Source organism: Tychonema sp. LEGE 06208 (assembly GCF_015207505.1).
In the GTDB taxonomy this organism is placed as follows: domain Bacteria; phylum Cyanobacteriota; class Cyanobacteriia; order Cyanobacteriales; family Microcoleaceae; genus Microcoleus.
In genome coordinates, this window is record NZ_JADEWT010000077.1 from 1 (window position 1) to 19,184 (window position 19,184).

Consider the following 19,184-nt stretch of genomic DNA (forward strand, 5'->3'; position numbering starts at 1 on the left):
CTCCCAATCTCCCCCTCTCCCCCTCTCCCAAACTCTCCCGGACAGAAGCTTCGCCCGATTTGGTATAAAGCGCTTCAATTATTTTGGTTCGTACTGAGCCTTTTTTCTCTTCGTAAGTAGATAGAGTTATATAGCGGTTCTCACAAAAGTGAGGATAGCCCTATGCCCTATGCCCTATGCCCTATGCTCTATGCCCTATCCCGGATAGTACCTCATACCAGAGCACAGAAAGGCTATATATGCCTGCAGAAGGAACTTTTGCAGGCATTTCGCGTTCTCTATTGCTAAGTTATTTCTTGGGATAGAGGGTAATTTTGTCAAACAATTGTTACCTTTTGTAATATATACTAAAATGAGATGAGCCCGGAGGGCATCCTGAAACCAACGGTCGATCGCTGAAAAAGTTACAAATTGGGTCGATCCAGGTTTTTACTTTCAAGTCACCTTTACTTACAGAGGAGTCTTTCACCATGAGCCAGCCAGCAGAATTGTCTTTGGAACAACAATTTAGCCTGTGTTCCTTCAAAACACAGGTAAGTGACATGAGTCGCGAACAAGCTCAGGAGTTTTTGGTCAAGCTTTACGAGCAAATGATGTTGCGGGAAACTATGTACCGTCATTTTCTCAAACACCATTGGGGTTTAGAACCTAACCCTGGTGTTGAGTAGCACAGTCGCAGTAGGCGACCTCCGTCTCTTACTCTGTTCCCTCAGATGGAAAGGAGTTGGGGGTGATGGGGCGTCACTCTTTGAGCAGAATGTAGAAACCGGGCCTATGCAGAAAGTATCTGCACAGATTCAAGGTCGATCGGGAAAATTTCACTGTTTATTTTTTGATTCCCATCAATTTGGGGAGTCGATCCGAGCAATCTATCGATCGACATTACACGATCGCGCAAAAATAATTGATTGCGTTTGGACTAGAAAAGTTGATGGTTAATAATCCAGCGTTAATGTTTTAACCCCTTCAAAAATTTAACCAATTAAATATATTTGTCTGTAGTTGCAGCGGATGAGGTTTGAGAACAATGGTGCTAGTCGGACATTTGAGCGCGACTTCCGACTAGCAAGACTTTGAATTTTCAAATCAAACACTAGAACTCGTAAATGCTGACTCTTTGATATACTAACCGCCTTTGCTTGTGCGGTGATGTTTGAAACGACCTTGGGTGATGCTACCGAACCGCAGTTTGACTCTCCCTCGATCTCCACAGGCGACTCGTGGCAATGCCGTATCCCGAATTTTTAGACAGTCTAGCAAAAAGCCGTCCTCAAAGGACGGGGTTTTAGCCCCAATTTTTCGATCGAGAGTTATTCCGGCTGACGTTCCAGAGTCGCCTCCATCGTACTGGTCAAATAATGACCAGACATGAGGCCGCTAGATTGATAGTAGCGATTGTCATCAACGCGGTGAAGGGTATCAAAGCCCGTCCGCCGCTGGCGTTCGTCTCCCAGTACCCAGTAACGCTGGACGATCGACTGGGGAGCAATCCAACCTTCGCCCTCGACGCGGCCGAGTTCGCTGTGTTGGAGTACAAAAGTGTACTGCCGTTCATCGCTGTTGAGGTGTCCTCGGTAATTCAAAATAATCTCTTCACGATCGCCTCCAGGAAAAATGAGCTTCGTCACCATATTGAACCAATCTGTTCGGTTCCAGCTCACTAAAGTTTTGCCTTTAACCGTAATTGGCACGCCATTGCGCTCAATCCAACTTCCTTCGAGCGTCCATTGGCCAGATTCCATTAAAAACGTGTGAGCCACAGTGCTGTTCCTATGCTTTTCCTGCTGGCTACAATACGGGTGCAACAACGCACAGCCGTTGTCGCTCAGACTATATGCTATCACGCCCAACCGTGCCAACAAGAGTTAATTTCCCCTAAAAGTACCGGTGCCCGGGCACCAGTCACTTGAGGCAGATTGCCGGGAATGCCCCGAACCCGCCATGCGGCTAAAACCGCGAAAGCGATCGCCTCTTTAAAATCTACACTCAAGCCTGCCTCAGAAGTAGTCAACACTTGGACTGGATGCAATTGAGATTGCAATCGGCGTTTTAAGTAGAGATTGTGGCTACCGCCCCCGCACAGTAAAACTCGATCGGGCATTGCCGGCAAAAAAGTTTGGTAACTGCGAACGATCGAAGCCACAGTAAGTTCTGTCAAAGTAGCTAGCACATCAGCAGGACTGAGATTGTAAGCGGATGCCTCTAGCAAACAACAGTTAAAATAGTCTACACCAAATAACTCTCGCCCTGTAGATTTAGGCGGTGCTTGGGTGAAAAAATCTTGCTGCAGCCAATCCTCGACTAAAGCTTGACAGGGAGTGCCGGTTGCCGCCCACTCTCCACCTGAGTCGATCGTCAAAGAGCCGCCAGAAAAGTGTACCGCTGCCAAATCTAACAGCGAATTTGCAGGCCCTGTATCCCAACCCAAGATACCATCTCCCAGATCGGAAACTTCCGACTCGTGGTTGTTTTCCCTCTTTTCCCTGGCTGGGAGATAGGCAACATTGCCAATTCCCCCCAAATTTTGGATGCAGAGACTGCGGTTGGGTTCTGCCAGCAGGCACGCATCAACAATGGGGACTAAGGGTGCTCCTTGACCCCCTGCTGCAATGTCTGCCGATCGAAAATTGCTCACAGTAGTAATGCCTGTCAATTCGGCAATTAGCGCGCCCCGCCCGAGTTGCAAGCTGTAGCCCATGAACCCATCTGCAAGATTGTTCTCTCCCGTCTCTGGCGGTCGGTGGTAGACGGTTTGACCGTGAGAGCCAATTAATTCTGCATTATCATGTCCCGCTTGAATTGTCAAGGCTGCGCTGGCAAATTGTCGAGCAATGGCATCATCTAATTGGGCGAGTTCAGCCATTGACAAAGCCGATCCACTGCAAACCGAGAGAATTTGCGATCGCAAATTAGCAGGATAAGGGAAAGTTTGACCTGCCACCAACTTTACTTTTAAGTCTGTTTGGGAACCGACCACATCCACCAAAGCAGCATCAATACCATCAACTGACGTGCCGCTGATCAAACCTATAACGCGAACCATTCGATTTTAGATTTTAGATTTTAGATTTTTACATAGTCTGGGACGCACTCCCGACAAAGAAACGGGGTTTTTTACGCGGATTGCGGATTATGGTTAAGGATTTTCGTCCATCAAACCGAGTTTCTGTCCCCCGGTGCGTGCAGGAGGTTGAGATTTTTATATAGTGGCGTGCGCGAGGGCGCGAGGGTGCGAGGATATTATTTGAGGTCGATCGTCACGATCACCACAGTAATATTATCGCGTCCCCCTTTATCCTTAGCTGCTTCAATCAAAGCAGTTGCAGCAACCTCGCCGGCGCGAATCGACTTCAGAGGCGAAGCAATCAAAGGATCGGAAAGCTCTTCAGTCAAGCCGTCACTGCAAAGCAGCAAACGATCCCCTGGCTTTACATCCACCGGCAGAATATCTATCTCCTGCAAATCATCGCGGCCCAAACACTGGGACAAAACGTGACGCCAAGGATGGTGTCGAGCCTGATCCGGAGTCAAGGCCTTTCTTTTGACAGCCTGAGCCACCCAAGTCTGGTCTTCAGTAATCTGCTCCAAGCGAGGCCCGTGCAGCCGGTACAAGCGAGAGTCCCCGATATTAGCGCACCAAGGCCTGCCCTCATCCCTAAAGATCAAAACCACAGCCGTAGTCCCCATATCACCACGTTCGGGATGTTCTAGCTGATCCGTCAAAATTGCTTGATTGGCGATTAAAAAAGCCTTTTCCAACAAATGCACAGAATCCTCGGGCCCTTCCCAATGTTCGAGCAAATAAGATTGAATGGCCCCAGTCGCTATCCGGCTGGCTTCTTGACCTCCGGCGTGTCCTCCCATTCCGTCTGCCACTATGAAAAATCGCCCGTCAGGATCTATGTAGTACGAATCCTGATTTACGGAACGAACTAGCCCTGTGTCTGTCTTACCTGCGAAAGAGCGTTTCATAGATTAGTCAATGGACTCATCGAAATTAAAAGCTTGATGTGAACTACCAGACGCTGATGCTACGCATACAGCACTGGCTTCCTGATTCATTGGGATGTGAAGAAAGCTCCGTTGTTGAAGCAAGTAGTCTTATCTTCCCTCCACAGGCAGGAGTCCTAGTTCGTAAGACCCATACTTTTTCTGGCTACACGCTCCGTTTAGCTCGGTTTTAGCCTCGCGAGATAGTGGTCAAGATAGTGCAATTGTATCACTGATTCGCGATCGCTCAACTTGTTTCTGGTTCGTTTTCATCCCGTCACCCTGAGTACAGGTATGGTGCGGGACTTCCCACTCACATTCAGTTAACTGGTGCAATTTTTTATAAGAAAGCTTAAATGCCGAACGAAACTTAAAATTTCTGTTGCCCGCGATCGCCCGTTTTGAAAAAAATGCACTTCCTTGACCTCATAAAAAAGCTCGGTAAGTGGGAAACGAGCGTGGCCCCGGCCTCGGAGAGGGAAACAACGCGGGTGGTTTTAACCACCGTAAATCTTTCCATTACACGGGGATTGTTTGACTCTTGTGTACTTTTGTAATGTACTTTCACGCTTGACAATTACCATTTCAAGCTTCACAATCCGCGATCGCATAATGTTTGCTCGATTAGAGCCTACGAAAGCGGGGTGATGTTAGCTTGTCGGTCAATGTTATAAGGGCTTGTTCGGCTTGCAACACTGTAAAGCGTGACTTTAGAACTGTTTAATCACAAGCGACAGAGCTCTTAACTAGCGAGAGCATTCGCCCGGTGTCATGACCTAAATAACGTAGTCAGTGAAGACGATAGCTGGTCAGAATAGCTTGTGAGTGATTTCTCGCGACCAAGCGAGCGTGTCTTTAGACCTTAGTTCCTGACATTGTAGATCGTCTGGTGCAAATCGCCTCTTAAATTTTCCGGTAAATCAAGCGGCCTGACGCAGCGCCTGCCAAAAACAACTGGATTTGGGCAAAAAATCAGAGGATGGGCTGGCTAAAAATCGAGAAAGCAACGGTATTTTTAGGCTCAAAGCAGCTAAGTGCTGTAAATTTTAGAAATATGTCAGCCAAAACTTAACATTCGAGACTAAGTTTTGGCTGGCGAGAAATCTCAAACCAGAAATTTCCGGTTTCAAATTGCGCGCTATTGTGACATTCTATCGGCGCGATCGATCCGCTTGAACAAACGCAGCAGAGCCAACCCCGTACCAGCAGCAAGCACAGCCACAGCGACAGCAGCCCAAACTTGATTGCTGACAAACAAAATTGTCGCCGACAAAGTAAAAGCACTCATCATCAAAGTATAATTCGTGCTCATTTGAACGCTGGTCATGCGGCGGAGCAATCGCTCTGTTTCGGCAGAACGGACGCGAATCCGTAAATCTCCCTGTTCTAGTTTATCAATAGTCTCCTCAATCCGGCGGGGCAAGCCCAAGGCAGTCGAGCTCACCTGAGCCGCCTGACGGCCGATTTCGTTAAAAATGCTGCTACTTGCATCAGAACCATTTCCATTAGTCATAAGCTGCATGGCAAAAGGTTGTGCCACCTCCATAAAGTTGAACTCTGGATCTAAACCCCTGCCTACCCCTTCGATGGTAGAAAAAGCTCGCATTACAAAAGTAAAGGTAGCTGGGAACCGAAAAGGTTGGTTGTAGGCAATATCGTAAAGGTCGTCAGTAATCGCGCTCACGGACTGATTTTCAAAAGGCTTGTCCATGAAGTTATCCAGCATATACTGAATGCTGCGGCGCACCGGACTCATATCACCCGTAGGAACCAAAGCGCCCAAATTGATCAGAGAATCCATAATCCGCTGTCCATCCTTGGAAGCAATGCCGTAGAGAGTCTCCATGAGTCCTTCGCGGACATTCGACTGAATTTGCCCCATCATGCCAAAATCGTAGAAAATCAGAACTCCGTCAGCACTAACAGCGATATTGCCGGGGTGTGGATCAGCGTGGAAAAAGCCATCATTGAGCAACTGCCGCAAATAAGCTTTCGCGCCCAACTGAGCGATTAATTTGCGATCGATACCTGCAGCTTCTAGAGCTTCGTAGTGGCTGATTTTAATCCCCGGCAGGTATTCCAAAGTCAGCACTCGGGGGGCGGCGTACCGCCAATAAACCCGTGGCACCAGCACCCAGTCGCAGGTGCTAAAATTGCGGCGAAAAGTATCAGCATTGCGGCCTTCATGGAGATAGTCAATTTCCAGCCAGAGAATGCGACAGCACTCCTCATAAATCCCTATCCAATCTCGGCCTTGGCCCCACTTAGGATGATTTTGAAAGTAACGAGCAATTCCCTTAAGAATTTGCAAATCTATTTCAAATAGCTTCCGCAGTCCTGGCCGCTGCACCTTGACTACAACTTCCTGGCCCGAGTGAAGTTGAGCTTTGTGTACCTGACCCAAACTGGCAGCGGCCAGGGGCACGGGGTCAAAGCTGCGGTAGAGTTCTTGAACTGTTTTGCCCAAATCTTGCTCGACAATTGCCTCTAACTTTTCGTAGCTAAAAGCAGGCACTTTATCTTGCAGTTTAGAGAGCTCTTCGACAAACTCTGCGGGGAACAAGTCGGCGCGGGTGGAAAATAATTGGCCTACTTTAATGAAAGTGGGGCCCAAATCCAATAGTGTTTCTCGAACCCAGATTGCTTGAAAGCGCCGTCTGGCTACTTTTTTTTCTTCTGTGACGCCTCCCCAGTAGCTCCAGTTTTTGCTGTCGAACCACAGCGAAGCCAGCCAGAGCAGGACAAAGGCCCAAATGTCGAAGAAGCGTCGCTGCCGGGAGTATTTTTCGCGATTCCAGCGATAAGCTTTGCTTTTGTAGGATTTAGCAGCAGTTTTTGGCTCATCGGCCTCGCCAGTGCGCTTGGGGGGGCGCTGGCGATCAACAGAGTCATTAAGGAGAGCAGACACTTGGGTTCCCAAATTGCTTATTTTATGTTGTTGCTTTGATGGCAGGTTGGAGCGCAGGAGCGCGTTGTCTTGCGCTCGCGTGGTGGTCAATAGTAGTTCGATCGCCCTTTTTTAAGGCAAACTGCTGCGGTAGCGCTGCAATTGCGATCGCACCAAAGCAACTTCGGCGCGCAGCTCGTCAATAGTCGCTTGCAGCTCAGCAGGATGGATGTCTTGAATGGTAGTGCTGGTGGTTGCAGTACCTGTTCTGGTTTGCATCGCCTCATCAGCAGCTCGATTAGCGCGTTCCACAACTCGATCTGTAAATTGGCGCAGACGTTCTCTTTGTTCCGCGTCAAATTTGCCGAGTTGAGAAAAAGCGTTCGTTGCTGCGCTTTCTAATTGCTCGTATAGTGCTTCAGCAACTGCTCTGCCTACAAAAAAAGCATGAACTGGGGGTTTACTCATAAAAAAATCTCTGTACGCTTCCGCAACAAATTATAACTTGCTTATCCTCGATGGTGCTTCCAAACCAAGGAAGATTGTGGAAATTGATGCAGGACAATATCTCTGCCTGGAAACAAACAAATTTTTTCGAGCGGGCGATCGACTGACACTCCAGTCATCCGGGATGCGACCTCTACCATCGATTTGATTTTCCGAACCCTTGTTGCTAACTACTTTCTCAACCGAGTAGATGTGGCAGCCGCAACAGGAAACATCACATAATTTGTGCGCCCGTGCCTATATCTTAACATAATTCCTAAAAAATATCAAAGGTTTATACATTTTTTTCTAGAGGCATTTCGATCGCAGGTGGCATAGGAAATATGCAGTCGAGTCAAGTCGAGGTTGTGGGGATTTGCCAATGCCGAAAGCAGGTTTTGCGGTTTGGTGCTTTGCCTCCAAAGGCGTTATTTTCAAGAAACAATCCATCGATATTTACTGATTCATCAAAGCAAGTAGTCGCCGGCAACTTTAACCAACAAAAATAATATACCTGTGGCACTCACAAACAATCTAAAATTATCTGCGTTTATCCGCATTGCATCTGCCTTGAATCTGCGGTTTATGTATTAAAAGCGAGGACTTATGCAGCTCAAGTCTCAGACTAATTTGTCGTAGGTTCTGGTAAAGGAAAAGGGGTTTCTGTCACAGGGGGAGGCGAGTAAGGAGCGATCGAACTATCGGAATTCGGATCGCTTTGGCTGGGTATTGGCGGTGTTGGCGACGCTACTGATGGCGGCGACACAATTTCAGGACTCGGCACCGCAGGCGGGGCGGGTGCCGGAGGTGAGTAGCTGGGAGGTTCCGGCGGTAGGGGCGCAACTTCCGGTATCGGTGCGGCCGCTGGTTGCGGTGCTGGCTCGATTTGGGTTTGAGCCTCGGGAATTGGGGGTTCGGAAGGCGGCGCTTCGGGTTCGGGCGTGGGGGATATTGAAGGCTCTGGTTCGGGCTCTGGGGCGGGAGTTTCGGGGCTTGGCAACTCTGAAGGTGGGGTGCTAGCTGCTTCGGGCTCGATCGGTTCGGGAAGGTTGCTGCTGTCTGAGGTGGGTTTGGGGCGCTTGTTAAGTTCGATGGGGTAGAGAGGACTGCTTTCGACAGAGGGCTGTGCGAACATCGGCCCTGACAAATCGCGGGATTTGAGCAAATCTTCGAGAGATGGGAAGGATTGAGTTGTGGATCGGGTGCTGCTGAGACTGGTGCTGTTGTAGCGCCATGCTAGGTCAAAACCCATCCAGCCTGCAATGACAGCCGTTACGACAAACGCCAGCAAAGTCAACGAAGGCGGGGGAGGTGCGGGCAATTGCAGGCTTTGCTTGTCTTTTTTTTCTGCTGGTACTCTTTCTGTGTCTTGCAGCATGGTAAGCCAATTTTCCACTGTCTGGGGGCGCTTTTGGGGGTCGGTTTCGAGTCCCTGAAGGATTGCTCGCTCGATGGCGGGGCTGAGGTTGGGCACAAATTGCCGCAAAGAAGCTAGGGGAATTCGATCGCGCAGGGGGGCTGCTACGGGCGGCACGCCACAGAGCAAGTAGTAAAAGGTGGCGGCGATCGCGTAAATGTCTGTGGCCGGTGTACATTTACCCTCATAGAGGTATTGTTCGATCGGCGCGTACCCAGGGGACAGCAGGTTAATCTGAGCGTATTTAGTGCCGGCGATAAAGTCGCGAGCAATACCGAAATCTATCAACATTACGACGTGAGAATCGGCTCGCCGGATCAAATTTTCGGGCTTGATGTCTCGGTGCAGCAATCCGCTGTGGTGCACTGTACTTACGGCTGAGGCTATTTGACGAATATAATGCAGCGCCTGGTCTTCTGGCAGCGGTTGACCGGCTTCGACGATGTGGGCGAGAGTTTGGCCGGGAATGTAGTCCATCGCGACAAAAGACTGTCCGGCTTCTTCAAAAAAGTCGATTACTCTGACGATGTTGGAATGCTGACATCTGGACAGGCGTCGGGCTTCGGCAATAAACTGCTGTTGAAATTGGGCTGATGCTGGGTGTTGGCGCAGACTTTCGTTGAGGGTTTTGAGTACAACGGTTTGGTTTAAATGGGTATGGATAGCTCGGTAAGTGATGCCGAACCCTCCTATGCCTAAAGTCGCGTTGACTCTGTATTTGCCTTGTTGCAGGACTGTTGCTGGCGCTAAGTTCATCTTTTGTTGATGCCGTTTCCCAAACTATGCTACCGCTTTTGGGGGATTTCGCAGAGTTTAGGTCGCAGGGGGGCGATCGATCTGCGCCGTTGTTGTAGCTTGAGCTTGAGCAACCTCTTGAAATCTTTGCATCCCCAGGTCATTCTATAGCGGTTCTCACAAAAGTGAGGTATGCCCTATGCCCGGTTTGGCCTATGCCCTATCCCGGATAGTACCTCATACCAGAGCACAGAAAGGCTATATCTGTAGTAGGTATTGCGAAACTTAAGGCCCCAGCTTGCCAATAAAAATCCCGCTCTTGTGGAACGGGAAAGCCATCAGGGTGCATCTATTATTTATTACTATAGTTGATGAGGGGTCTCACCCCCTTTTGTTTTAACAAATCTTTATAATTAGGAAATTTCTGTAAAGATTTAGGTTTTTATTTTAATTGTGATCAATATTATGGTAATAAAAATTGCTGAATCTCGATTTTAAACTTAAAAAAATAAAAACTGTGCCGATATTGTTAAGAAAACTTTATCAACCCGAACGCATATTTGCGGTTGCGGAACGATATTAGATCGCGACCACAACGCTGGAAGAAATATTTTAGCAAAGGGTTTGAAAGCCCGTGCAGGAATCAATTTAAATACGGTGGGGCACACCGGAATTCACGCTGGGGGACAGATCGATCTCTACTCGCTGGTGGCGACAAAACAGAGATAAGTTCGACTGGTTGATCCAAGAATCCCCTCGCCTCGATAGCAGGGGAGTGTCAAATAGTTCAGTTTAATCGCGCCGACCTACTTATGTCACAGAGCCAGACATCAGCCTACTATTGCAGATGCTGGAATCGATCGCATCCAGTGAGTGTCTTCTCAATCGAGTCCACTTTAATAGACTTGAGTTGCATAAATATTCGATCGAACTGTTAACCGCAGATTTTAAGTAGATCAACACTGATGGACGCAGATCATTCAATCATTAAAATTGAGTGCAACTCAAGTTTAATATTTTTTGCCATGCTGCGGCAAATGGTGCAGCAGATACCACAGCACGGCTAAATTTCCGAGAAATACCGATAATTTAAGTACGGTGAAGCCCTGAAATAACTCATATATTTCTGGCGGAATACTGATTCCTACCAGCACTAATACTAAGATTGTTCCCCAATCTTTTTCGTACCACAATCCCACCACTTCAAACACCGTTAAAATTGCATAAACTCCGGCAGCCAGTCCACTAAAAAGTAAAGTTTTAGATTTGACAAGAAGAATTTTATCTAGAAAAATTTCAACTATCTTCAAATTGGTTTCTAAAAAATAAGATTCCGAGAAATCCTCCAAAAATTGATGGTTTTTTAAGGGAAAAAGCAAAGCTATTGAAGTTAATATCAAGAAAGCGGCGACAAAAGTTTTGTAAACGATAATTGCCATTAAAGCAGGAGGACGCTGTTTTTTTAGGTACATTTTTGAAATATCAATAATTTGTGTTCTGCTTGTGCAGGAAAAAATTCATCCACAAACATTGTACGATATTTAACTGATTTAACCTATAAGAATTCCGCAGGGTGCGCCAGAAATCAGTTAGTCAATTACACTTATCAACCCTAGCGAGGGCAAAAAATCTGCTTTTTCATCAACTATCTCTCGCAGGAGCAATAAGTTTCCCAGCAACCGTTTTTTTCGTAAGTTCTAAATTAGGCTTGAGTTGGATAAATATTTGATTGATGGGTTAGCTGCAGATTTTAAGCAGATTAACACTGACGAACGCAGATAATATCATGTCCGGTCTACGAACTCATCCAAGGGGAACGCATCTTATCGGCAATTCTAAAATTTTCTTTAACCATTCGTGTTGGGTTTCCCGTAACTTTTGATATCTACCCATGTATCAGCACGGCAAATCACTGCACAAATTGAGTTCGTGATAATATAGCCTTTCAAGCTCTCATATGAGGTACTATCCGGGATAGGGCATAGGGCAAACCGGGCCTACCTCACTTTTGTGAGAACCGCTATATCAATTAATTGATGATGTTTCGTCCGCTCAATTCTTAGATATTCTAAGTCATAAAATGGTCGGTAATGGGGATTTTAGGTTTGAGTTTCATACAGGGCGAACTCTGATTAAATGTTTGGTAAGTATTTAATAATTATTCTCCAATATACCAGATTCTGTTAATATTAAATTTAGATGCGTTCGTGCTGACGTCGGGAAGGCGATCGTTAAAGGTTGGATAAAACCAGAATAGATTGTGGTGTGCGAAGATCGATCGCCCTTACCGGAAAAAAGTGCGATCGCCCGCAACTACCAATCGTTTCAACGTCAGGAATATTGTACCGCCGCGCGATCGCTCCTAAAATGCGATCGCGCCGATTTTTGTCAAACTCCCCTGAAAGTTGCAATGAATGCGTTGACCTGCTACCGTTAACACAGACGCATCGTAGGAAAACAACCGATGACACTAACAGAATTACTCCCTACCATTAGACAACTGTCTGCGATCGACAAACGAGAGTTAATCCGCATTCTAATGGCGGAAGAAGATATCAGTGAGGATACTTTTCCTTTGGAACCTTACAAAATTTACTACCTGCCAACCCCATACGGTAATTTTGGTGCGGGTGCAGCTTTAATGCAGGCAATGAACCGGGCTAACCACAAGGAAAACTGAGTATTATGCGATTCCAATACTCTACCAATGACCCCTCTCAAGATGAGTTTGATAGCCTACCCCGCATTCCCTTGATTCTGCATCACAATAACCAGGGAGTCGAAGTTGTTGGGTTAGTAGGATAGCGGTGCAACCGTGAATGTATTGCCTTACCAAATAGGAACTCAGCTTGGCTTAGTTTGGGATGACAGTAAAGCTATTATTCGACTTGCTGGTAACATTGGTAATCAACCAGCGATGCCAGTATTTTTCATGACTGAAATAGGGGAGTTTGCTCCGGTAAGATTAGTATTTGCTTGGGCCAAAAGTGACAGCGTATCATTGATTCTGGGACAGACAAATTTTTTCTTAGAATTTGACGTTCACTTTTATCGTTCTCGGCTTGAGTTCGATATTGAGCTGAAGCGTTAATGTCCACTATAATTTATTTGCGATGTGGTGTGCAGCTACAGATCGATCGCCCTTACCGGAAAAAAGTGCGATCGCCCGCAACTACCAAATCGTTTCAATATTAGGAAGATTGTACCGCCGCGCGATCGCCTGGATGATGCAACTATCAGTCAAACAACCGGACTCAGTATTGAGGATGTGCAGAATTTGCGATCGCCATAAGATTTCTTGACCAACAATAATCACAACTGCAAAACCCCAGACACCTTGGCATTTTTAACACTTGAAATCCGAATCAAAGAGCCTGATTTTACAGCAATCTTAGGTTTCCATTCATAAACCCGATCGCTAGCCGCGCGGTTGGCTATACTTTGAACAAACTTATTCTCTTGATACAGCTCAATCTTGACCTCTTCCTGAATATTGTCTCTCCACAAAATCAAATAAGGTTTATTTGCTTCCACCTCCACTTTTCCTGCTGGTTTAGCAACCAATATTTTTGGTGAAGCTGTCTTAGATTTTCTATTCCTAAATCCTAAATAGTGCGGCAGTTCGCGAGTAGCAATATCATTCGATTTAGGCAACATAATCTCGCCGATTTTAGGATTAAATAGATAAGTTGAGAGTCCGCCGTCGATCGTCACTATATCTCCTTTCACCCCGAATTCTCGCATTAACTTAGCTGCTGCATCTAATGTCGCTTCATTAACTGTGATAATTGCCAGCAATTCATTACCCTTGCGACCATCTTTGTCCAGCGTACCGATGACGTGATACCTATTTGCAGGATTTTTAGATAATAGTTTAGCTGGATGGTGCTTGTATTCGTAAGTAACCACTGCATTTTGTACTTCTTTTTGATTCAATGGCGTTCCGGTTTGCGGTTCGTAATTTGTGATATATGCTTCCCGATCATTCCATACCAAAGCTTTCAATCGAACATTTTTATATAGTCCATCTTTGGGTTTCTTGACTGGGCCGTAGATGCTGTTACCGCCAGTAATAACTTGACCGTTGAATTTGACAGGAAAAGATAGCTGCGTGCTGCGTTGGTATTGTTCAAAAAAAGAACAGTTAATTACGGAAAAAACACCATTTCCATAAAGGTTTTTGTATTCTCCTGTAACTTCAGAGAATAACTTGCTCTTAAAGAAAGGACTGTAATATTTGTTTTCTCCCTGATAATACAATCCTTTATTGAAAGCCATCCGATCGACCTCTCCAATTAGCTGGTCTATTTGCATTTTTTGCACGTTAATAACTTGCAAATAAGCCTGATTTCCGTTGGGTAGTTCTTTTTTGTACAACTCTGCACCATCTCTGGTATCCACAGGTTGAAAATAACTGACTGGGCTGGAAATTTGTTCGATCGCAAAATGTGCAACTGCTGCCACAATAGCAACAGCAAAAATCATCAAAAAAAACGGCAGTATTTTTTTCAACACGTTCATAAATATTAATTTGTTTCCACCCCAAAAACCTACGCCAAAAACAGCTTATAAGCCGGATTCTGACTCTCATCCCCATACTGATAGCCCAGCGTATCCAAAAACGCCTGCCATTCCTGCATCTCATCCGGCGGCACCTGTATCCCCACCACAATTCGCCCGTAATCAGCCCCATTATTCCGATAGTGAAAAACGCTGATATTCCAATTAGGACTCATCGAACCCACAAACTGCATCAACGCACCCGGACGTTCGGGAAATTCAAAGCGGTAAAACAGTTCATGTTTTGCCAGGAAAGAACGGCCGCCCACCATGTGCCGCAAGTGCAATTTTGTTAATTCATCATCAGTTAAATCCAAAGTTTTGAAACCGCAATTTTCAAAAGTTGCAGCTATTTTAATCGCATCAGCACGGTCTAGAATTTGCAACCCAATAAAAATGTGTGCTGCTTTTTCATCCGCAATTCGATAACTAAATTCAGTCAAATTGCGCTTTCCCAAACATTCGCAAAACCTGCGGAGACTTCCCGGCTGTTCGGGAATTGTTACTGCAAAAATCGCTTCCCGCTGTTCGCCAAATTCTGCCCTTTCTGCTACAAAACGCAGGCGATCGAAATTCATGTTCGCGCCGCAAGCAACAGCAATTAATGTTTCTCCTACGACTTGTTCCCGTTCCACGTAAGCTTTGGCACCTGCGATCGCCAATGCGCCTGCAGGTTCTAAGATCGATCGCGTATCTTCAAAAACATCCTTAATCGCCGCGCAAATATCATCCGTACCCACCAAAATAATCTCATCCACATACTGCTGACAAAGCCGAAAAGTTTCCTCCCCAACTTCCCGCACAGCAACACCGTCAGCAAATAAACCCACCTGCGACAAACGCACCCGTTTACCAGCTTTTAGCGATTGATTCATCGCGTCGGAATCCACAGGTTCAACCCCAATAATCTTAATTTCCGGCCGCAACCGCTTGATATATGCCCCAATTCCCGAAATCAATCCACCGCCGCCAATCGCCACAAAAATTGCGTGAATGGGTTTTTGATGTTGCCGCAGAATTTCCATGCCGATCGTACCCTGTCCCGCAATTACGTGCGGATCGTCAAAAGGGTGAATAAAAGTTAAGTTTTTTTCCGCCTCTAATTGGCGCGCAAAAGCGTAAGCATCATCGTAGGTATCCCCCTGCAGAACCACCTCTCCACCCCGCGCTATCACCGCATTTACCTTCACCTGTGGCGTTGTTACGGGCATCACGATAATTGCGCGAGTTCCCAAGTGGCGGGCAGCGAGAGCGACTCCTTGGGCGTGGTTGCCGGCGGAAGCTGCAATGACACCTTGCGCTAGCAAATCCGGCGACAGTTGCGCCATTTTGTTGTACGCGCCCCGCAGCTTGAAGGAAAACACAGACTGCATATCTTCTCGTTTCAGCAGCAGTTTATTGTTGAGCCGCTCTGATAAATTGGGGGCTATTTCTAGGGGTGTTTCTTGAGCAACATCGTAGACGCGGGCGGTGAGGATTTGTACTAGGTAATCGCAAAGCATGGGGGTTAGCAGGTGGGTTAATGCCGGATGGTGCGATAATTGTAGGGCATTTATGTTAGCATTTTGCGGGGAATTGGCGATCCTCTTCGTTGGCGTAGCCCCCGTAGGGGCGGGCTTCGCTAACGGCGATCGGGAGAACCGATTTACTTGACTAATAATTTGATTCCCAATATAAAAGCTTGATGTGCCGGAAGTGCGATCGCCCCTAAAAGCAGAACAAAGAGAGCGATCGCGAGGCGACGATCCAGATGATACCTAGTGCTGACACTTGCCATTTGCCAAAACCTAATCAGGCCGTGCGAAACCCGTTCGAGGGTCGCTAATAAACAAACCCAAAACTAACGAATCCATCACCGTATCCCAGACAGGAGTCAAACGTTCCGCATCATCAACCCAGTAATCAAAAGTAATCAAACACTGAACATTAGAACCCAATCCAATACAGATTCGCGAATAAGCTTCCCGCTGTTCGGGAGGGTCGATAAACTTAAATTCAGTCCACACAATGCGGGCCGTTTGCCGCTTCAATTGAATAATTTCCCCAAGAGCGATCGGATTTCTGGTATCATCTTCAACAATCTTCTGTAATAGCGGCACAAGAGGAAATTCTCCCCAATTGCCAGGAGGTAACAAATTAAACGAAACCTCCAAACGACAATCATCATCCGGCGGTTTCTTATCCGTAAATCGGAAGGACTTAGTATCAGGTTCAAAATGCCAATCTTCGGGGACATCAAACCGAACAGCACCTCTTCCTGCTACAAAAATACGAGTTCCCGGCTTTGACGTCCAATTGTGGTTTTCTTTAAGCTCTAGAGTTTCCTTGAGCCATTCTTGCTTTTTGCGCTTAGACATAAACAGAACACCAAATTACTGCTAATCTGTAGTTTGAGACTTGGCAAACACATTTTAACCCTATTTTGCTCGCCCTTTGCTCAATTTTAACAATCCTTACAAAAATTATGAATTGCTCTCCTCTCTATTCCTCTGTGTTCTCTGCGCCTCTGCGGTAAAAAAAAATCCATTTCACAATTGGCTAACTCTTATTTTTAACTCTTGGGAATCACATACCTAATCCCGCCTTTCTTCCCAGCATCGCCCCTGTAGCGGGGAATAACATGAATAGCAGCGTGACTGCGACTTTGCCCCGCATCTTTATTAATATTGATACCCACATTAAAACCGTCAGGCTGAAACTCTTTTATTAACATCTCTTGCACCTTATTCGCCATAAACCAGCAAGCAGATTGTTCTCGAAAAGGCAACTCAAAATAATTAGCAATATGGCGCTTGGGGATAATTAAAACATGACCTTGGCTGGCAGGATAACCGTCAAACATCGCATAAGCTGTTGCAGATTCAGTTAGTAAAGTTAGGTTTTTGTAGGGATTGCAGAATACGCAGTGATTAGTTGAGTTTCTTTGATGGTTGTAATGGACGTATTCGTAAATTTCGCAAGACTCATCTAGGTGAATTGACTTAAACGGAAGTTTGACAATGCACTGATAGGTAGGTTTTTTGTGTACGTAATGTTCTCGAAAGCCTTCTTTTTTGAGATCCCTTCTCACGGCAAAATAAGCTTTGCCTCCCGGTTTCAAGAAGTGCGACACTTCCATCAACACATTAGCTTGGTCTTCGGGAAATAAAACATTCAAAACATAAAAGCAAAGGATAATGTCGAATTTGTGTTTGGGAAAATCCGGGAAATAATAAGGGTCATAACCCGCAATATCAAAGCCTTTTTGCTGCAACAATTTAGCATCGCTGCCGAAGCCGCACCCAAAGTCTAAGACTTTCCCTTGCAGCAAGTTTTTATCCAATAAAAATCTGGCTGGAAATGACAGATAAATTCTTTCGATTGCCGTTAGGTGGCTGAATTTATTTTGTTGCTTTTTCATCACGAAATAAATTTGATTTAAATCGATATTATTCAGTCCGCGCCGGCGGACGAAAGTTTGACAAGAAGCGATTTCAATCGCCAAATCCTATCTAAAAATTGTATCATTATTGCAGTTTGGCGATCGCCCCTTTAGCCACCAACACCTCACCAGTCACTAAATCCCGCACCGTCGCCAACAAAACCCGCCTTTCATCCACCTCAAAACTCACCGAAACCCTATCAATTCCCAACACCCCAGGCGGATTCAAATGCGCCACACAAACCTCCTGATGGTGGCTTTCCAAAGAGCGAAAATCCGTGTGTTTGTTGAGCAAACTGCTAGTCATTTGCCCTTTTTCATTAAAAATAACCTCCGCTTGCGACACCTCCGCAACTTCCCCAATATCTAACCGAATCTCCCTTTGTCCTTCAATCGCCACTTGCAGCGTCAACTCTTCAGAACTTTGACAAGGATACTTCATTTCCTTGCTAAAAATCGACCAATAACTATAAACTTTAGCATAAGGTTCCCAGAGGCGAATGGCATAACTGTGCCGCAAATAATCGTCAACACTCACTAACTGTGTGAGCGCTAAAGCACCGTGCGCCACAGCTTCAAAAGGTCGATCAATTTTAACTTTTTGTCGTCCAAAATAGGAAATAACTAAGTTAGACACAGCCGGAATTAGAGAAGTTCCTCCTACGAGCAAAACCTGTTCGATATCTGCTTTGCCGATACCTTTTCCCTGGGCAATACTCAGCACTTCATCTAAAGCTTCTCGAAACTGTTCTAACAACTGCCGAAATTCCAAAATCTCTGCAAGCTTTTCTCGGTTTAGCAGCAAGTCGTAAGATATAAAATTTTCATCATCAAACCAACTTTCCTTCGCTTCATTAACTTGAGAAAGTTGAATCTTTAACTTTTCGGCTATTTCTAATAAATTTTGCCAACCAACCCCGCCAACTTCGGCCCGCGACGAACCAATTTGCTGCAAATAATCTTCGACAATCCAGATATCAATATCTTCGCCGCCAACATAAGCATCTGATTTTGCTACGACTTCGGCCCGCATTAAATTTGAGCTTTGAAATTGGCTATCTTTTACTGAAAAATGAGGGGCAGTCCGAACCAAACTTAAGTCTAAAGTTCCGCCGCCAAAATCGATTACTAAAACTAGAGAACCGGGACGTTTAACTGCATATCCCAGGGCGGCGGCTGTAGATTCATCGATTAGCTGAACTTCCGCAAATTCGAGAAATTCTGCCAAGTCGCGAAACCAATCCAGATATCGCTCAAATGCTCCGACTGGGACTGTAAAAAATATTTTATCTGGCTGTATATTTTGATCCAATAATTGTTTCCAGATACTTATTATAAATTGTTTTGCTACTGATTCAGGTGTGTAGGTTACACCGTCGATATTGCGGGATGGCGGCTGAAAATCGGCGACCAAATCGCGTTTAAAAGCTTTGAAAAAACGCTCTGGTTGCGATTTTTCCAAACGCTGAGACCGCACTTTTTCTCCCAATACCAACTCTCCGGCATTTTTCACAAACACCAAAGTCGGGATTACAGGTATTTCTCGGATATCTCCGCTCGAATGCTTCGTTTTGAAAATGCGGGACATTTCGCCTAATCTCAAAGTTTCCGGTGTTTGGGTGTCCGGGTTGAGAATGCAAACAACCGTGTTGCTAGTCCCGAAGTCAATTGCGATTGCAACCATGTAA

General features: G+C 45.9%; 21 protein-coding genes and 1 pseudogene. 6 read left to right on the forward strand and 16 right to left on the reverse strand.

Going from position 1 to position 19,184, the window contains the following annotated elements:
• Positions 1-470: 470 nt before the first annotated feature.
• Together IQ263_RS19095 and IQ263_RS19100 are read left to right on the forward strand one after the other, a co-directional pair.
• Complete coding sequence (locus IQ263_RS19095) at positions 471-668, forward strand: NblA/ycf18 family protein (RefSeq protein ID WP_006635253.1); 198 nt, start codon at positions 471-473, stop codon at positions 666-668.
• A gap of 106 nt (positions 669-774) precedes the next feature.
• The gene (locus IQ263_RS19100; protein WP_194069320.1) at positions 775-939 is read left to right on the forward strand and encodes a hypothetical protein; all 165 of its coding nucleotides are present in this window, start codon (positions 775-777) and stop codon (positions 937-939) included.
• A 186-nt stretch (positions 940-1,125) separates the two neighbouring features.
• Here the strand turns inward: IQ263_RS19100 and IQ263_RS29435 are convergent, their stop codons facing one another.
• From IQ263_RS29435 to IQ263_RS29940, 10 genes and pseudogenes are all read right to left on the reverse strand, one after another.
• On the reverse strand, positions 1,126-1,260 hold the full coding sequence (locus IQ263_RS29435) for a hypothetical protein (RefSeq protein WP_255515904.1): 135 nt from the start codon (positions 1,258-1,260) through the stop codon (positions 1,126-1,128).
• Between the two features lie 50 nt (positions 1,261-1,310).
• Positions 1,311-1,760, reverse strand: a complete 450-nt coding sequence (locus IQ263_RS19105; RefSeq protein WP_194009407.1) for a hypothetical protein — start codon at positions 1,758-1,760, stop codon at positions 1,311-1,313.
• A gap of 80 nt (positions 1,761-1,840) precedes the next feature.
• On the reverse strand, positions 1,841-3,043 hold the full coding sequence (locus IQ263_RS19110) for an anhydro-N-acetylmuramic acid kinase (RefSeq protein WP_194069321.1): 1,203 nt from the start codon (positions 3,041-3,043) through the stop codon (positions 1,841-1,843).
• A 197-nt stretch (positions 3,044-3,240) separates the two neighbouring features.
• A complete protein-coding gene (locus IQ263_RS19115) occupies positions 3,241-3,972 on the reverse strand; it encodes a PP2C family protein-serine/threonine phosphatase (RefSeq protein WP_194069322.1) in 732 nt (243 codons plus the stop codon).
• Between the two features lie 1,156 nt (positions 3,973-5,128).
• On the reverse strand, positions 5,129-6,898 hold the full coding sequence (locus tag IQ263_RS19120; RefSeq protein ID WP_194069323.1) for an ABC1 kinase family protein: 1,770 nt from the start codon (positions 6,896-6,898) through the stop codon (positions 5,129-5,131).
• 111 nt (positions 6,899-7,009) lie between these two features.
• Positions 7,010-7,345 (reverse strand): DUF6825 family protein, encoded by a 336-nt coding sequence (locus IQ263_RS19125; protein ID WP_194069325.1) that lies wholly within the window; start codon positions 7,343-7,345, stop codon positions 7,010-7,012.
• Positions 7,346-7,386: 41 nt separating this feature from the next.
• Positions 7,387-7,524 carry a hypothetical protein gene (locus tag IQ263_RS19130; protein ID WP_194069327.1) on the reverse strand — a complete coding sequence of 46 codons (138 nt, stop codon included), beginning with the start codon at positions 7,522-7,524 and terminating at the stop codon, positions 7,387-7,389.
• Between the two features lie 464 nt (positions 7,525-7,988).
• Positions 7,989-9,536 carry a serine/threonine protein kinase gene (locus tag IQ263_RS29630; RefSeq protein WP_194069329.1) on the reverse strand — a complete coding sequence of 516 codons (1,548 nt, stop codon included), beginning with the start codon at positions 9,534-9,536 and terminating at the stop codon, positions 7,989-7,991.
• Positions 9,537-10,525: 989 nt separating this feature from the next.
• The gene (locus IQ263_RS19145) at positions 10,526-10,987 is read right to left on the reverse strand and encodes a DUF2127 domain-containing protein (RefSeq protein ID WP_194069331.1); all 462 of its coding nucleotides are present in this window, start codon (positions 10,985-10,987) and stop codon (positions 10,526-10,528) included.
• Positions 10,988-11,342: 355 nt separating this feature from the next.
• Positions 11,343-11,631 (reverse strand): annotated as a pseudogene (locus IQ263_RS29940) (transposase family protein); the annotation flags it as partial.
• 144 nt (positions 11,632-11,775) lie between these two features.
• On the opposite strand from IQ263_RS29940, the gene IQ263_RS19150 reads away from it, so the two are divergent.
• From IQ263_RS19150 to IQ263_RS19165, 4 genes are all read left to right on the forward strand, one after another.
• Positions 11,776-11,952 carry a hypothetical protein gene (locus IQ263_RS19150; RefSeq protein ID WP_194069333.1) on the forward strand — a complete coding sequence of 59 codons (177 nt, stop codon included), beginning with the start codon at positions 11,776-11,778 and terminating at the stop codon, positions 11,950-11,952.
• A gap of 27 nt (positions 11,953-11,979) precedes the next feature.
• The gene (locus tag IQ263_RS19155; RefSeq protein WP_194069335.1) at positions 11,980-12,195 is read left to right on the forward strand and encodes a hypothetical protein; all 216 of its coding nucleotides are present in this window, start codon (positions 11,980-11,982) and stop codon (positions 12,193-12,195) included.
• 135 nt (positions 12,196-12,330) lie between these two features.
• Entirely contained in the window at positions 12,331-12,606 is a 276-nt protein-coding gene (locus IQ263_RS19160; protein ID WP_339384894.1) for a hypothetical protein, read from the forward strand.
• Positions 12,607-12,630: 24 nt separating this feature from the next.
• Complete coding sequence (locus tag IQ263_RS19165) at positions 12,631-12,807, forward strand: hypothetical protein (RefSeq protein ID WP_194069365.1); 177 nt, start codon at positions 12,631-12,633, stop codon at positions 12,805-12,807.
• Positions 12,808-12,827: 20 nt separating this feature from the next.
• Here the strand turns inward: IQ263_RS19165 and IQ263_RS19170 are convergent, their stop codons facing one another.
• From IQ263_RS19170 to IQ263_RS19190, 6 genes are all read right to left on the reverse strand, one after another.
• On the reverse strand, positions 12,828-14,036 hold the full coding sequence (locus IQ263_RS19170) for a hypothetical protein (RefSeq protein WP_194069337.1): 1,209 nt from the start codon (positions 14,034-14,036) through the stop codon (positions 12,828-12,830).
• A 29-nt stretch (positions 14,037-14,065) separates the two neighbouring features.
• Positions 14,066-15,577 carry a threonine ammonia-lyase, biosynthetic gene (gene ilvA, locus IQ263_RS19175; RefSeq protein ID WP_194069339.1) on the reverse strand — a complete coding sequence of 504 codons (1,512 nt, stop codon included), beginning with the start codon at positions 15,575-15,577 and terminating at the stop codon, positions 14,066-14,068.
• 143 nt (positions 15,578-15,720) lie between these two features.
• On the reverse strand, positions 15,721-15,852 hold the full coding sequence (locus IQ263_RS29440) for a hypothetical protein (protein ID WP_255515905.1): 132 nt from the start codon (positions 15,850-15,852) through the stop codon (positions 15,721-15,723).
• A 10-nt stretch (positions 15,853-15,862) separates the two neighbouring features.
• Positions 15,863-16,432: a hypothetical protein gene (locus tag IQ263_RS19180; protein WP_194069341.1), complete on the reverse strand. Its 570-nt coding sequence runs from the start codon at positions 16,430-16,432 to the stop codon at positions 15,863-15,865.
• Between the two features lie 194 nt (positions 16,433-16,626).
• Complete coding sequence (locus tag IQ263_RS19185) at positions 16,627-17,475, reverse strand: HIT family protein (RefSeq protein WP_194069343.1); 849 nt, start codon at positions 17,473-17,475, stop codon at positions 16,627-16,629.
• Positions 17,476-17,581: 106 nt separating this feature from the next.
• Positions 17,582-19,180, reverse strand: coding sequence for an Hsp70 family protein (locus IQ263_RS19190; protein WP_194069345.1), 1,599 nt, complete (start codon positions 19,178-19,180; stop codon positions 17,582-17,584).
• Positions 19,181-19,184: the final 4 nt, after the last annotated feature.